The following is a 15,605-nucleotide window of genomic DNA, read 5'->3' on the forward strand; positions in this document are numbered from 1 at the left end:
AATTCCTCTCCTTAATCCCATGGTTTTTCCAATGATATATTAGAAATCAATTCTTTATTTTGCTGTCTTTTTAAATCTCTAATCTTTACACGTTCACTGCTTGTTTCATATAAAAATTGTTCTTCCGCAGATTCGGGTTCTACTTTTGGAACTTGGACTGGCTTCTTATCCGGTCCGATTGCCACAAACGTAAAGAATGCCGTTGCAGCGAAACGTCTCTCTCCAGTATCTAAATCTTCGGCAATTACCTTGCAAAAAATCTCCATTGAACTTGTACCTGTATATGTGACAAAAGACTCGATACAAACCGAATCCGATTGGCGAATTGGCGCAATAAAATGAACAGAATCAGTGGATGCTGTTACACACTCTTTAACTCGTGATAGTCTTCTTGCTGATAATGTCGCACATCCATCCATCTTTTTCATTAACACACCACCAAAAAGTGAATGATAATTATTTAAATCATTGATCAAAACTTGGTCAGTTTGAACAACGCGTGTGTCTTTCATTTTTTTTGTTTCCATATTGTCACCCCTGCTAATTTTCTCTAAATTTATCCCTTACTTCTAAATTATAATCCCATAGAGTGAGCAAAGTACAATTCCGATCTAGTATGTCAAAGATAACAAAAATGCATGTAAACGATTCAAAAAAAAGAGCCCACATCGAGACTAACTCAACTGAGATATTACGGTGAGGCTCGCTCGTTTGCTAGATTTGTTCTTTATTTCGATTTATTCAACAAATCTTTAATGAGGCTGCTCAGATTTGTTCTTTATCCTTGGTTATTCAACAAATCTCTAATAAGGTTACTCAGTTTTGTTCTTTATCCTTGGTTATTCAACAAATCTCTAATAAGGTTACTCAGTTTTGTTCTTTATCCTTGGTTATTCAACAAATCTCTAATAAGGTTACTCAGTTTTGTTCTTTATCCTTGGTTATTCAACAAATCTATTAAAATTTTACTTGGATTTGTTGATTAAAATTTTATGATCTAGACTTAGCTATCTCGACAAGACAAAAAATAACCTGCCCCAATAAGGACAGATTCAGTCTTCTTTCTGTTTGATTAATTTTTCTTTCGTAAACGTAATAAATTGTTTGTTGATTTGAGAAAGATAAGTCTCTTTTTTCCAAATAAATGCGAGATTCCAAGAAATAATTGGATTAACAATCGGAATTCTTTCAATATTCTTTGTAAATGATTGACTTGTACTATCTGGTAAGAGGGTAACTCCTAAATTCGTTGCCACCATTTCTTCTAAAAAGTCAATTTGTGATGTTTCGGACACTATCTTCGGTTCAAACCCAGCGTTCTTGCATGCTTGGATGATAATGTTCCTGGATTCAAAATCCTGATTGAACATTATAAATGATTGATCTTTTAAATCTTGTATTTGTATCTGATGTTCAATTGCTAGTGGATGCTGATTAGACACAACTAGATTTAAATTATCTTCGACAAAGGTGTAGTAATCTGCCGTCAAATGATTATTTAACACGACTACACCACAATCCAGCTCCCCATCCAACACCTTCTCTTCGATTACTTTTGATCCGTTTTCTTCTAAATGAAAAGTAACACCTGGATACCGGTGATGAAAATCAGCTATTAATTGAGAGAAAAAGAAAGAATTAACGACAGTTGGTAAACCAATTCGCACATGGCCAGTTTTCAAGGTCCGGATTTGATCGATTTCCTGCTCCATTTCTGTTATTTGATCTGCAATTTTTGATGCATGCATATGTAGTACTTTCCCAGCATCTGTAAGTGTAATTTTCTTTCTTGAACGGTGAAATAAAGCAACACCTAAGTCACTTTCTAACGTTTTCACAATTCGACTAAGTGCTGGCTGGGTAATATATAGGTTTTCTGCTGCTTGGGTAAAATTTTCAGTTTTACTTACTTCTAAAAAATATTGTAGGTGCTTGATATCCAAGCTGGATCCTCCTCTGATAATTTGTCACGTCTGTAAAGAATCCCACTTCAAGCTTCAAGTAACACAGGGAAGCTAAGTGGTGGGAACAGACGCTAACACCTGTTCATAGTCTTACTTTATACATAAATATTATCATATCTTGTAGAGTGATGTGGGATTGCCTTACTCTGATGTAATAAAAAAGGACCTCCATTGAAGGAAGCCCTTACCATTTTAATTCTCAAACCAATTATTTGCGATGGTTTGTTTATACCAATAAAAACTGTCTTTCTTGGTACGTTCTAATGTGCGGTAGTTGACGTGTACAATACCAAAGCGCATCGTATAACCTTCCGCCCATTCGAAGTTATCCATAAGTGACCACGTAATATAACCTTTTACATTCACACCTGATGCGATTGCTCGACTTAGTGCTGTTAAATGTTGCTCGAGATAATTAATACGACCAGTATCCTTTATACTACCATTCTCTGGTTCATCATTATAACAAGAACCATTTTCCGTAATATAAATGGGAATATCACCGTAACTATCCTTAATACGCATCAAAACGTTATAAAATCCTTCAGGGAAGATTGGCCAGCCGATATCTGTACGATCATAATTCATTTCAACCATTTCCCAATCGAGCAATCCTTCATTTTCCTTATAACGAGCAATATGACCAGTGTAATAGTTAATACCAAGGAAATCTACTGGTTGATTGATTGTTTCCATATCGCCATCCTCTATGTCTAATTCGACACCTTTTTTCTTAAACCAATCGACCATAAACTCTGGATAGGTACCTTTAAACACTGGATCCATAAACCATTCAATATACCAACCGATTTCACGATTACATGCATCAATATCTTCTTGACGATTACTATAAGGCTCCAGCCATGTCGTATTCGGCGCAAAACCAATTTCGCCATCATTTCCAAGCTCACGGAATTTTTGTACAGTTTTTCCGTGGGCTACCAGTAAGTGGTGAGAAATTTGCGTTGCTAATTGCAGATCTTGATGACCTGGTGCATGGACCCCGATGAAGTTGGATAAAAAGGAGATACACCATGGCTCATTTAATGTTAGCCATTTTTTGATTTTCCCAGAAAACTCTTTAAACATTAGTTCTGCATAATCTACAAATGCATCAATCGTATCACGGTTACCCCAACCACCGTTATCCTGTAATGCTTGTGGCAGATCCCAGTGATAGAGCGTACACATCGGCTCAATGCCATTTTCTAATAATTTATCAACTAAACGGTGATAATAGTCTAACCCTTCTTGGTTGACTTCACCTGTACCATTAGGGAAAATTCTCGGCCATGCTACCGAAAAACGATACACATCAATGCCAAGGTCCTTCATTAACTCTACGTCTTCTTCATAACGGTGATAGCTGTCACAAGCTACATCTCCATTATCCCCGTTTACGACATTGCCAGGTGTTTTTGAAAACGTATCCCAAATTGAAACACCGCGACCACCCTCATTAGCCGCACCTTCGATTTGGTAAGATGCTGTAGCTGTACCCCATTGCATATCTTTCGGAAACTGAATAATTGCCATTGTTATACCCCTCCAAATATCTATAATCTAGTTAAAAATTGTTGAAAAGCTTGATCGGCATGATGTGGTAAATGTTCATGCCCATACTCATGATAAAGTGTCATCTGTTTGTCAGAACGAATTTTGTTATATACGGCAAACTGTGTAGATGGTGGACAAATGTGATCCCTCATAGCCGTTACCCATTGTACAGATGCTTGAATTCGGTCTGCTAAATGTTGAATATCAATATATCCTAATTTCGCGAAAATTTCTTGATGCCGCTGGTGTGTTGGATCAAAACACCGGAAAAAATAGGCAATTTCCTCATAAGCACTGTTTTGTACATCCATATTCCATGCTCTTTCATAATCAGATAGAAAAGGATAGACTGCATATAAATGTTTAACCGTCGGCTCCAGCGCTGCACAAGCAGTAGCCAGTGCCCCACCCTGTGATTGTCCATAGACACCGATGCGGTTTTTATCTACTCCTTCTATCGATTGTAAGATCCTAACTGTCTGTACGGTATCAAGAAATACGTGCCGATAATACAGTTGGTCAGGATTTCTATCTTCTAACCCTCTAATAATATGACCTCTTAATGTAGGGCCTTTCGTTTGGAGTGTATCCTCTGATAAACCACCCTGCCCTCGGCAATCTAAAGCCAGGACAGTAATTCCTTGCGCTGCATAAGCTAATTTATCAAGCCAATCACCACTATCTACTGAATAACCATGAAAGATAGCAATTGCTTGACTTGTTGGATGCTTAGGTTTAACTAATTTAGCGTGGACCCGTGCTCCTCCAACCCCTGAAAAATATAAATGATAGCAGTTTGCAAAATCAGGGGTGATATCCGCTTCCTCCAAATCATAAGCTAATGAATACTGCGCCAATTCTTCTAAAGCTCGCTTCCAGTAGGCATCAAAATCTTCAGGTTTCGGATTGGTGCCATGATAGTTTTCTAATTCCTCGAGTGGCATATCTATGTGCATCGGTGTTCCCCCTTTATGCTAAGTTAATATACAGTTAATCGCTTGGTCTTCTTCATTGGTGAATGATAGATTTTCTACTGTTTTCCTATTTTCAATGAGTTGCTCGACATTTCGAACACCAATTAACGCCGAAGAAACCGATTTCCTTTTTAGCGCCCAAGCAATTGCCAATTGTGGAACGGATTGACCTCTGTTATCTGCTATTTCTTTTAATTGTTGTACTTTTGCTATTCGGTCGTGTGTAATCTGATCACTAGAAATCGAGTCCACGTTTTGAGCAATCCGGGAATCTTCTGGAATCCCATCTTGATATTTGGTACTTAAAAGCCCCTGAAATAACGGTTGATAAACAATTGCTCCAAGGCCTTCCTTTTCTAATAAAGGAAATAAACGCTTCTCCGGTTCTCTCAAAAACATCGAATATTGGACTTGATGCACAATAAAAGGCGTTCGGTATTGCTTGAATAAAGCAATGGCCTCCTCCATAATGTCGGCTGGATAATTAGAAACACCGGCATATAAGGCTTTACCTTGTTTAACAGCAGTGTCTAACGCCGAGATCGATTCCTCTAATGGCGTATCAGGATCATAACGATGTGAGTAATAAATATCTACATAATCTAAGCCTAATCTATGTAAACTCTGATCCAGGCTAGCGAGCATATATTTCCTTGAACCGCCATCACCATATGGTCCAGGCCACATATCATAACCTGCTTTAGTTGCGATAACCATTTCATCACGATACGTCGGTAACTCTTTTCGTAAAATTTGGCCAAATAATGTTTCAGCACTTCCATTTGGCTCACCATAATTATTCGCTAAATCAAAATGAGTAATACCATTATTAAAAGCAGTTAACAGAATGTCTTTGGCTTGTTGATATGGAGTGTCTTCACCAAAATTACGATACAAGCCCAATGATATAGCTGAAAGTATTAAGCCACTATCACCACAACGGTTGTAAGTCATTTGTTGATAGCGTTCTTGATTTGCTATGTATGGCATAATCGCCCTCCTCTATTTTAGGATACCGGTTTCATTATACCACACAGTTAAGTTATCGTTAACTTAAACGATTTAAAACGTTGATTAATTTTATTATTATATAATTGTATGAAAATTGCAAACGTTTTTTTATGATATTTCCTCACAAATTCTTCTTGATAACAACTCTTTCTTTATTTTCCACATAATTATTTTTTATATAAAAGGCTTCTGCAGATCCGCCCTTAGCTGTTAATAGATAAAGACTTTGAATATCTCTTTCCTTTAATTCATTCTCCAAATATTGCAGTAATCTAGATCCATAACCTTTGCCTTGGACTTGATTATGAATACATAATTCAGCTACATAAAAAGTTAACCCTTTATCTGATTGTTTACTGTTTCCAGCAATGAACCCGATTAAATCGTCCTTTTCATATAATAGAAAGCCCAGAAATTTAGGTGTTTTCACTAAATCTACCAGTCTTTCTTTCGCATCTTCAACTGTCCACGTCTCATTCCATGGTTCATTGTTAAAAACATTTATATATAGGTCGATGCACTGTTCCACCGTATTCATATTCATTGGTACAATTAGTTCCGCCACTTTAAACGCTCCTATCTATATTAGGGATTGATGTTCCCAAGCGTATATGATGTCCACCATTTTTGCAACAAACTGATTTACTTCATATAATAAATAATACGTTAACGCAAAAAAAGTAGTTCGTTTTGGAACAATTAATTGTTTGTACTCCAAAACGGAACTACTTTCTCCTACTATTTTGCTCGTTTTTCTACCGCTTCGATCCACGTTTTTGCCATCAACATATTTCCGGCACTATTCATATGAACACCATCTGTTGTCAGTCCGTAACTGCTATTTGCCGCTAAATACTGGACAAATGCTCTATGTGCAGGGACTAATACGGCCTGGTATTCATTAGCTAATTGGTTGACGATCTCCACATACTTTTTAAGTAATTGATTTCCTTCTGATTGGAGATTCTCTTCAATAACAGTCGGTTCCATTAAAATCAATTGACATGACTTTACTTGATCTAATAACTGACGATAGGTCGCCTCAAATGCTTCCGGTGATACTTGTTCCATTCCCGGATGATCTAATTGACGCCAAACATCATTAATCCCAATCGAGATCGATACAACGTCAGGCGTTAAATTAGTAACATCCTGTTGCCATCGCTCTGTCAAATCGATAATCCGATCGCCACCAACACCTTTGTTAAATATCTCAAAATTCTTCTCAGGTGCACTTACACGCAAATAATCATGTAGTAGTCTTACATAACCAGTGCCAATTCCTTCTGAATCCTCATATCTTCCCCATTCCGTTATACTGTCACCAATAAAAACTATTCGTTTTCCTAGTTCCATTACCATTCTCCTTACGGTTTACTAACGAGTGTCTTTTCTTTATTATACCATTTTTTTACAATATACTCTGCTCTTTTACCGTAAATATCAAAATCGAGATCTTTTTTGGCATCTTCTAAAGGATACATTGTAGTTTTCCAGTCCCACCAGAAGAATCCTGCGAACCACGGTTTATCCCAAAATACTTGAAAGACAGACTCATAAAAGTTTGCCTGTTCATCTTCATCAAAAGGTAAATGTGTATGCTCAAAATCCCAAGGCATGGTGGCACAACCTAATGCACTGCGACAACCGATTTCCATGAAAATGATCTGTTTGTTGTATTGTTGAGAAAGTTTTTCTAGCTTAACACTTATTTGTTCCCACTTTTTCACCATATTTTCTACCGAATCACCAGGCTTGTCTGCTACTGGATAATAAGCACTTGTCCCGATAAAATCAACGGCATCAAACCATTCGACACCTTCTTCTTTTCCATGATTCGCATTATATATAATCGGTCCATTATACAGACGTCGAACCTGTTCAATCACCAGTCGCCATCTGTCAACTTGATGTTCTGTGTTTATCATTTCACAGCCAATACAGAACATTTCACATTCAAGCTCTTCTGCTAGTTCTGCATAATGTATTAAGAAATTAGTGTAAGATTTGAACCATTGATTCCAGTCACTTTCAGCTTCCTCTGGAAAACCAATTCGCGCTCTCCATATACCGTCACGACAATTCACAACCGGTTTCAAGCAAACTTTCAAACCTAATGATTTAGCCTGTTTTACCGCAAATATGATATCACGATCTGTCATCGTATGGCCGTAATCAAAATGAATATCTGTGGAATGATACGTATCTTGCAAGGCAAAAAATGATAACGCAATCCATTCACTGCCTGTAGCTTTTAGTTTTGTTAAGGAATCAACAGCAGCTTCTGTTTGATAAGCCCCTCTTGTCGTATTCCAACCATATGTCATACCTTTAATAAAAATTTCCTGCATGTTACTCATCCTCAATGTGTAATATGGTAAACACTTCTTATGCTGAGTGTTCTTTCTAATGCAGCCTTTGTAACTGACTTTGGAAGCCTGTTTTTAGCTATTGTCACGTTTTTCGGCTCATCTGGTGATAAATCAAAGAAATTATCTGATAATACTACGTCCTGTTCTAATTGTATTTCTACGTATTTCGTGTACGCTTTTGCACTTACTTGAATAGTAAATTGCTGATTCCCTTCCTCCACTTGGAAGTTCAATTGTGGATTTAAGAAGTCAAAATGCTTTGGCTTAGTAAAAATAACAGACGTATTACTATAACGATTTCCATCTATATATAGGGTTGCTTCTAAGTAAGTTCGATATTTTGTTTTTTCACTAATCTCATCCGAAAAATCTAAGTATTGACAAGCTTTCGCCGATAAACCATCGACCTTCACTTCTTTCCAACCTTCCCGAATAACTTGTGATTGATTATCACGTAGTTTCCATTCAATACGGCCAACAATTGCTTCTAAATGATCATTAGTAACATAGATGGAAGCATCTTTTTCCCCTTCTTCTATCGATAGAAGGATAGGATCATAGAATTTTTTAGCGTAATAATGTAATGCTTTCCAACGACCGTAATAATCAACACTGGACCATGAAGCTACCGGCCAACAATCATTTAATTGCCAATATAGTGATCCCATACATCTACCTAAATGTCGTCTCCAATGCTCGACACCGTATTTAATTGCTTCCGCTTGTAACAGTTGGGAAGTGTAAAGCAGTGCATCAAAGTTTTTCGGATAAAGGAAGTTTTCAGATAAATAATAAAGAATCATACCATTTGCAGCATCATTTTTCTGATGTTGTTCCATTACTCTTGAGAAAATATTGCGATCTTCCGGTTTGGTGAAACTTTCTATCGTTTTCACCGATGGGAATGACTGAAAACCAAATTCAGAACAAAAACGGAAATAATAGTTTCGATAGTCTGTAAATGGTTTCTGACCATGCCATACTTCCCAATAGTGAACATCTCCAATGTTCGGATCACGCGGTTTATCAAAACCTCCACCTGATGATGGTGACGAGGACCAATAAAAGGTTTGTGGATCATTTTCCGCAACAATATCAGGTAAAATGATTTCGAATAATTTGATATAATCACGGCGCCAGTCCGCTTTCTTCGGCCAACCCCAATGCTCCATGGCTTCCTCGACTTCATTATTTCCGCACCATATTCCTAGACAAGCATGATGACGAATCCGCTTGATTTGATCGATTGCTTCTTGGCGCACACTTTGCTCAAACTGTTCTGTTAAACGATAAACACTACAAGCAAACATAAAATCCTGCCAAACAATAATGCCGTACCTGTCACATAAATCATAGAAATAATCTTCCGGATAATGTCCCCCACCCCAGACACGAATCATGTTAAAGTTGGCATCCACTGAATCTTGAATCAAACGTTCTGTTCGCTCTTTCGATGTTCGTGGCAATAAATTATCCTCTGGAATATAGTTAGCACCTTTCATAAAAATCGGATAACCATTTATGATAAACGCAAATGACTTTCCCCACTCATCTGGTTCATGCTTTACTTCAATCGTTCTTAGTCCGATACTTTTTGTCAGACTATCAATTTGCTCGCCATCCTTGTTAAGTGAAACCTCCAGCGTATATAATGATTGTTCACCATAACCAACAGGCCACCATAGTTGTGGGTCATCCATTTCAAATAGAAAGGAATCTTTTCCAACATCCTTACTTACCACTTGACCAGCAGGATCTTTTAACATAACTGTTGTTTCACAGCTGTCCATTTGATTTTCTACTGTTACATCCACCCTCACTTGTACTTGATTACTCTTGTGAATTTGATGAATATGAATATCCTCTAATCGGTTGTCGTTCCATGCTTTTAGTTCGACATCTCGCCACAAACCTAAATCGGGTATTTTCGGCCCCCAGTCCCAGCCATACATACTGTGTGCTTTACGTAAATGCTGATACCCATCTACGGCATGATCAACGCCAGCTAAACGATCTTTTGCTTGCTTTTCCTCAATATATTTTAACGGGGAGAATAGCGTGACGTAGATCTCATTTTCCCCCTCAACTAACAGTTCTTTCACATTCCATTCATAAATACGGTGCATATTTTCTGTAGTTGCTAATTTTTGTCCATTTATTGTAATTTCTGCAATGGTATCGATGCCATGAAAAGTAATCGTAACCTTCTCATGTGCAAGTAATGTCTGATCTACTTCAAATCTTTTATAAAATAGATAATCCTTATTCGCCACTTCTAATGCCTGCTCTTCATTATCACGGTAAAAAGGGTCCGCTATTTCATGCGCGTCTAATAAAGTATTCATTACAGAAGCAGGCAATCTGACATGATATTCTTTCTCTGTTTGTAAATCCTTCAGTGTCCAATTGTCGTTAAAATTAACCTTTAGCATCATTACACCACCCTATTTATAGAAGAAGCCGTACTATCTGATAGCACGACTTCTGTTGTTTTACATCGATTGATAGAAGTTTTTTATCACCTTTTCTGCCGCTTTTCCATAAACGGCATAATCATCGTCCTGGTTCGCTTGAGATTCAGGATAAAGAATTGCTTTCCAGTCCCAAAGACCGAAACCTTTCACCCAATCACGTTTTGCTGTTTTTTCAAACATATCTTGATAAAAGGTTTTTTGCTCCTCTTGGTTAATCGCACCTGCTAGTCCCCAATCATTAGGAATATGGGCTGATCCCGTTCTACTCGGGCAACCTGCCTCCGCAAAGAAAAACGGTTTATTGAAAGGTTTGATAATCTGCTCTATTCGATCTAACTGATTATCCCAGTCCCCTAACGGATAATAGCCACTGGAAGAAATAACATCTACTTCATCCCACCATGCTACATTCGCTTCCTGGTATTTATCTGTGTTATAGGTAATCAAACCGGAATATACTTCACGTACATCTCTAACTAAGCTGCGCCATTCTTTTCCACGACGCTCTGTCTGCACCATCTCACAGCCAACAATAAACATTTCAGCTTCTTTTTCTTCTGCTATTTTGGCATAATGTAGCTGATAGTCTGTATAACTTTTAAACCAATCACTCCATTTCGGTTCACAAGGTACATCAATGTCAAAGAAATTAATATGGGCCCGCCAAATCCCATCAGCAGGATTGACGGTAGGTTTAATCATAACTTTTAAGCCTATGCTTCGTGCATAATCAATCATATCTTTTAATTCTTCATCTGTTACGATATGTTCACCTTGGTAGATCACATCGGTAGAAAAAGCAGTTTCTTGTGTGGCAGCTAAAGCAAAAATAACATAATTACTCGCTGTTCTTTCTTTCATTAATTGTAAAGATTGTTTTGCTTCTAGTTTGGTAAAATCTCCACGTTTCGCTCCCCAGCCAAACGTGAATCCTTTAATATACTCCATAAATACCTCCGTTATTTTACTGATCCTGATGTTAAGCCATTATAGATGTGTTTTTGCAAGGAAATAAATGCAATAAATGTTGGAATAATGGCAAGCATGATCCCAGCACAGATAACTTCCCACTCTGACCCGTATGGTCCTTGGAATTTAAACAGTGCTGTTGAAATAACATGCAACTCTGTCTTCGGCATGTATAGGAATGGTGTATAAAAATCGTTATATACAAAGATACCTCTTACGATAATCACCGTAACAATTGCCGGTTTTAGTAACGGTAAAATGATTTTTGTATAAATGGTAAAATAAGATGCCCCATCCAACATCGCTGATTCGTCTAATGATACCGAGATTGAATTCATAAATTGCAGGAAAATATAGATAGCGATAATATCCGTACCTAAGTAAAGTACAATCGCTGCCCACATCGTATTAAATAAACCTAGTGCATTTACAATTTGAAATGTTGCTACCTGTGTTGTTACTCCTGGGATCAGTGTCGCCAGTAAGAAAGCACCTAAAATTAATTTACTTCCTCTGAACTTAAAACGATTTAAAACAAAGGCAACCATTGATCCGATAAGTGTAGTACCAATAATCGAGATCACTAGTATAATGACGGTATTCTTAAAACCGTTTAACATGTTTCCTTCTACAAAGGCACGTTTAAAGTTTTCGAAATTCGTCCAGTCACTCGGAGGAGTAAGTGGACCTGTTGTTGTATATTCTGTACCTGTTTTAAAAGAGGCAAAAAATACAACTAAAATAGGTAATATAGCAGCAATTACTCCTAAAATTAATGACCCATACTTTAAAATGCTTCCCGCCGCATATTTCGATTTCATCTTAATCCTCCTCCGAAAAGAATCGTTTTTGTAGGACAGTTACAATAATGACGATAAACAAGAGAATAACTGCCATCGCTGATGCTAGACCAATTTTTCCATATTTAAACGCTGTGTCTACTGTTTGAATAACAAATGTCGCACTTCCATTTGCTCCACCAGTCATGATATATGGAATTTCAAAAGCACTTAAAGCACCACTAATTGCTAATACTAGATTTAAAGAAATAATGATGCGAATACTCGGCATAATAATGTAGCGAAATTGTTGCCAGCGATTCGCACCGTCAATTTCAGCTGCTTCATAAATTTCTCCAGATATAGATGAGATCGCACCTAAGAAAATAATGAAGTTAAAACCCATGTATCTCCAGATCGATGTACCAGCTAAAGATACATTGATAATATCCGGATTACCTAGCCAATGCATGGCAAAATCCCCTAGTCCGATCATCTGCAAGACCGTATCCAATGCACCATCTGGTCTGAAGAAGAATAAAAACATAAACCCAATTGCTACCCCATTAAGAAGATAAGGGAAGAAAATAACCCCTTTAAAAAAGTTTTTAAATCGAACTTTAAAGCTTAATATTGTTGCAAAGTACAATGCAATTCCCATTTGTACGAATGTTGCAAAGAAATAGTACAAACTGACACCAAATACTCGGAAATATTCTGGATCTGTAAATACCGTAATATAATTTTCCAGGCCTACAAATTCTTTTTCACTGTAGCCATTCCAATCTGTCACACTGTACCAGAACATATTGGCAACAGGTAAAAAGGAAAAAATAGCTAGTAATGTGAGTGGTACTATTAAAAAGGAAACAATAATAATGATTCGTTGCGTTCTATAGGATAATTTGGAAAACATCTGATTGTCGCACCTCCTGGTAAAAACTAAATGAAACTAAGAAGTAAGTAATCTACTTCCAAGATTTCATTTAATTTTCACTTTTTTCTCTATTTATCTATTATGGCAGTAGAGATAGAATGATTTGAAAAGGAACACTACTCACCACTATTGGTGAATAGTGTTCAACTTTCATATTTTATTCGTTAACAATTTTTTCATAAGCAGCAGACCAATCTTCATTCCACTTGTTCATTAAATCATCAAATGAGTCGTCACGGTTACCAATTGCTGCTTCGATTAAAATTTGTTTTCGAGGCTCTAACCAAAGACCAACTTCTGATTCTTTGTCAATCTCATCTAATAAACCTTTCTTGTCGTCTGGAGAAGGTGTTAACATAGAGAATTGCCAGCCTTCTTCTTCACCTGCCGCTAAAGCTTCTGGTAATGGTACATCTTTAGCTGCACTAATACCGCCTGCCTGTTCTACTGAGTATCCTGATTCATGAATAAACCAATCAACCCAAGCAAAAGCTGCTTCTTTATTTTCACTATGTTTGTTAATAGAAATATTTAAATCAGCACCTAAAGAGAAAATGGTTTCTTCTGCATCGGATGGAAACGGCATAATCGCAATGTCATCGGCATTTTCTCCAGCACCTTGGACTTGCTCAAGCGCCCACGAACCTAATACCATCGTTGCAATTTCACCATTATTCATTCTAACTTTAGAAGATTCCCAATCTGTTGTTAATGGATCTTCTTCAATTAATCCTTGTTCAGCAAGATCATACATTAATTTATAGTGTTCATAGTGTGGATCCCCTTCATCAAATGGAGTCGGATCATCAAGCATGTCCACATTGTAATAATCAACATCTCCAGCAGTTGTCGTTACCGCACCTTCCCATTGTGTTAACGGCCAACCATCTGCATAGTTTGTATAAAGCGGAATTGCATCTGTGTTATCTTTAATTTGTTGCATAGCATCGATAAACTCTTCTTGAGTAGCTGGAATTCCTTCTACACCAGCTTCTTCAAATACTGCTTTATTATAAATAACACCTGTGTAGGTTACGGCAATCGGAATACCATAAACTGTGTTGTCAACTGCACGTTCTTCTACACCTAAGTAATTCTCTTCCATTTCATCTAATTTACCAATTGGTTCAAAGAAGTTTGGAATATCTGCAATTGGAACCTCAACTGGTAGGTATTGTACATCCCCATAATCTTGTGTGTTCATACGTGGCATAATTTCTCCACCGTAATCAGTTAGTGCTTCAAACTCTACATTTACATTCGGATATTTTTCATTGAATTGATCTTTATAGTCTTGGTAGACAGAATCTACAATATCCGTTCTGTGTGTGATGACAGTAAGGTCTCCTTCAATTTCTTCTGGATCTTTGTCTTTCCAGGTTTCATAAAGTGGTGCGTCAGAGCCTGTGTCTTCACCATTGTCATTGCTAGTATCTTCACTATCTGATGAGCATCCTGCAATGATACCTAAAACGATTAACATACTTGCAAAAAACACTAATAACTTTTTACTCATGTTTTTTGACCCCTTTCTCAAATTCGTTAAGTTAACGTTAAGTTAATAACAACTTAATAATAACCTGAAAACGCTTGCTAGTCAATACGTTTTTTGTTTTTTTATAAGTGGTTTTTATCATGTTTTATTACTCTATTTAACCTATAGTAGGTTACTATTGTTCTGTAAATTCAGACAGACATGATTAATTTAGCGTTAAAGTTATATTGATTTGTTAACGTTTTATCTAGTTTCAATCGAAATATTACGCTTTCCAAATGCGCAAAAAAATCCCTTGAGAAAAAACTCAAGGGTATAACCTTTTTCTAATCCTATTTTTCTAAAAACGGAGGCGAAAATTTGATAAAGCTCGTTGTGATACCACAGCCATATATACAAGGAGCGAGTGCGATAAATGCAACAAGGTTCCAAGTAAACAAAAAGGATAAGATCGCTACGATAAACAATATATATATGGACCTTAACGGGTATTTAATGGAAGAAACAAAAGCTAACGCCAACAACTTTTTCCACGCTTTGATACCCTTAGTCAGATAATACAATATAAAAGTATAGTTAATCACAAATAGAATCATAAAGTAGACACTAACTATCACCAATGCAAGACTAAACGAATGGTCAGATCTGTTCGCAAAAAATAAGGCAGTATAACTTAAAATCACAAACATCACACTTAAGAAAGATGCAAAATAATACGATTGATAACTTTGATAATTTTCTTTGAACAATAATCCGATATCTTCTGGATTTTCATTGATTAGAAATTGCTCACTCGTCTTCAACAATGATGCAGTTGCCGGTATAAAACTGTAAATAACGACTCCTTTTAGCAGGTAGAGCCAATAATAAAAACTAATTAAAAAAAGTTTATAACAAAACTGAAATACTTTTTGAATGGAACCACTCATCCCTCATCATCCTTTGTCTACATTTCAACAGAAAAACCAATCAGTAACGCGAGCATTTTATGGAACGGACATTTAGTACCTTATTTGAATGAAAATCACCTGTTTTTCCATGTTGGCGGACATTGAATCCCTTATTTGGTTCAT

14 protein-coding genes are annotated in these 15,605 nt (G+C 36.8%); all 14 read right to left on the minus strand.

The window, feature by feature from the left end; translation table 11 throughout:
- Nucleotides 1-11 precede the first annotated feature (11 nt).
- Complete coding sequence (locus J5J03_RS04945; protein ID WP_208586784.1) at nt 12-527, minus strand: acyl-CoA thioesterase; 516 nt, start codon at nt 525-527, stop codon at nt 12-14.
- 525 nt (nt 528-1,052) lie between these two features.
- Nucleotides 1,053-1,943, minus strand: coding sequence for a LysR family transcriptional regulator (locus tag J5J03_RS04950; RefSeq protein ID WP_208586786.1), 891 nt, complete (start codon nt 1,941-1,943; stop codon nt 1,053-1,055).
- Nucleotides 1,944-2,156: 213 nt separating this feature from the next.
- Nucleotides 2,157-3,500 (minus strand): GH1 family beta-glucosidase, encoded by a 1,344-nt coding sequence (locus J5J03_RS04955; protein WP_208586789.1) that lies wholly within the window; start codon nt 3,498-3,500, stop codon nt 2,157-2,159.
- Between the two features lie 20 nt (nt 3,501-3,520).
- Nucleotides 3,521-4,477 (minus strand): acetylxylan esterase, encoded by a 957-nt coding sequence (locus tag J5J03_RS04960; protein WP_208586791.1) that lies wholly within the window; start codon nt 4,475-4,477, stop codon nt 3,521-3,523.
- A gap of 18 nt (nt 4,478-4,495) precedes the next feature.
- Nucleotides 4,496-5,485 carry an aldo/keto reductase gene (locus tag J5J03_RS04965; RefSeq protein WP_208586800.1) on the minus strand — a complete coding sequence of 330 codons (990 nt, stop codon included), beginning with the start codon at nt 5,483-5,485 and terminating at the stop codon, nt 4,496-4,498.
- A 142-nt stretch (nt 5,486-5,627) separates the two neighbouring features.
- On the minus strand, nt 5,628-6,071 hold the full coding sequence (locus J5J03_RS04970) for a GNAT family N-acetyltransferase (protein ID WP_208586803.1): 444 nt from the start codon (nt 6,069-6,071) through the stop codon (nt 5,628-5,630).
- 173 nt (nt 6,072-6,244) lie between these two features.
- Entirely contained in the window at nt 6,245-6,862 is a 618-nt protein-coding gene (locus J5J03_RS04975; protein WP_208586811.1) for an SGNH/GDSL hydrolase family protein, read from the minus strand.
- 11 nt (nt 6,863-6,873) lie between these two features.
- Complete coding sequence (locus J5J03_RS04980; protein ID WP_208586813.1) at nt 6,874-7,857, minus strand: glycoside hydrolase family 113; 984 nt, start codon at nt 7,855-7,857, stop codon at nt 6,874-6,876.
- 11 nt (nt 7,858-7,868) lie between these two features.
- A complete protein-coding gene (locus J5J03_RS04985) occupies nt 7,869-10,310 on the minus strand; it encodes a beta-mannosidase (protein WP_208586815.1) in 2,442 nt (813 codons plus the stop codon).
- 60 nt (nt 10,311-10,370) lie between these two features.
- Complete coding sequence (locus J5J03_RS04990; RefSeq protein WP_208586817.1) at nt 10,371-11,300, minus strand: glycoside hydrolase family 113; 930 nt, start codon at nt 11,298-11,300, stop codon at nt 10,371-10,373.
- An 11-nt stretch (nt 11,301-11,311) separates the two neighbouring features.
- Nucleotides 11,312-12,142 carry a carbohydrate ABC transporter permease gene (locus J5J03_RS04995; RefSeq protein WP_208586819.1) on the minus strand — a complete coding sequence of 277 codons (831 nt, stop codon included), beginning with the start codon at nt 12,140-12,142 and terminating at the stop codon, nt 11,312-11,314.
- Between the two features lies 1 nt (nt 12,143).
- Nucleotides 12,144-13,016, minus strand: a complete 873-nt coding sequence (locus J5J03_RS05000) for a carbohydrate ABC transporter permease (RefSeq protein ID WP_208586827.1) — start codon at nt 13,014-13,016, stop codon at nt 12,144-12,146.
- Nucleotides 13,017-13,194: 178 nt separating this feature from the next.
- The gene (locus J5J03_RS05005) at nt 13,195-14,553 is read right to left on the minus strand and encodes an ABC transporter substrate-binding protein (protein WP_208586829.1); all 1,359 of its coding nucleotides are present in this window, start codon (nt 14,551-14,553) and stop codon (nt 13,195-13,197) included.
- A 311-nt stretch (nt 14,554-14,864) separates the two neighbouring features.
- A complete protein-coding gene (locus tag J5J03_RS05010; protein WP_208586832.1) occupies nt 14,865-15,461 on the minus strand; it encodes a DUF624 domain-containing protein in 597 nt (198 codons plus the stop codon).
- Between the last annotated feature and the right edge of the window lie 144 nt (nt 15,462-15,605).

Origin of the sequence: Gracilibacillus suaedae (assembly GCF_017599345.1) — a bacterium.
In the GTDB taxonomy this organism is placed as follows: Bacteria; Bacillota; Bacilli; order Bacillales; family Amphibacillaceae; genus Gracilibacillus; species Gracilibacillus suaedae.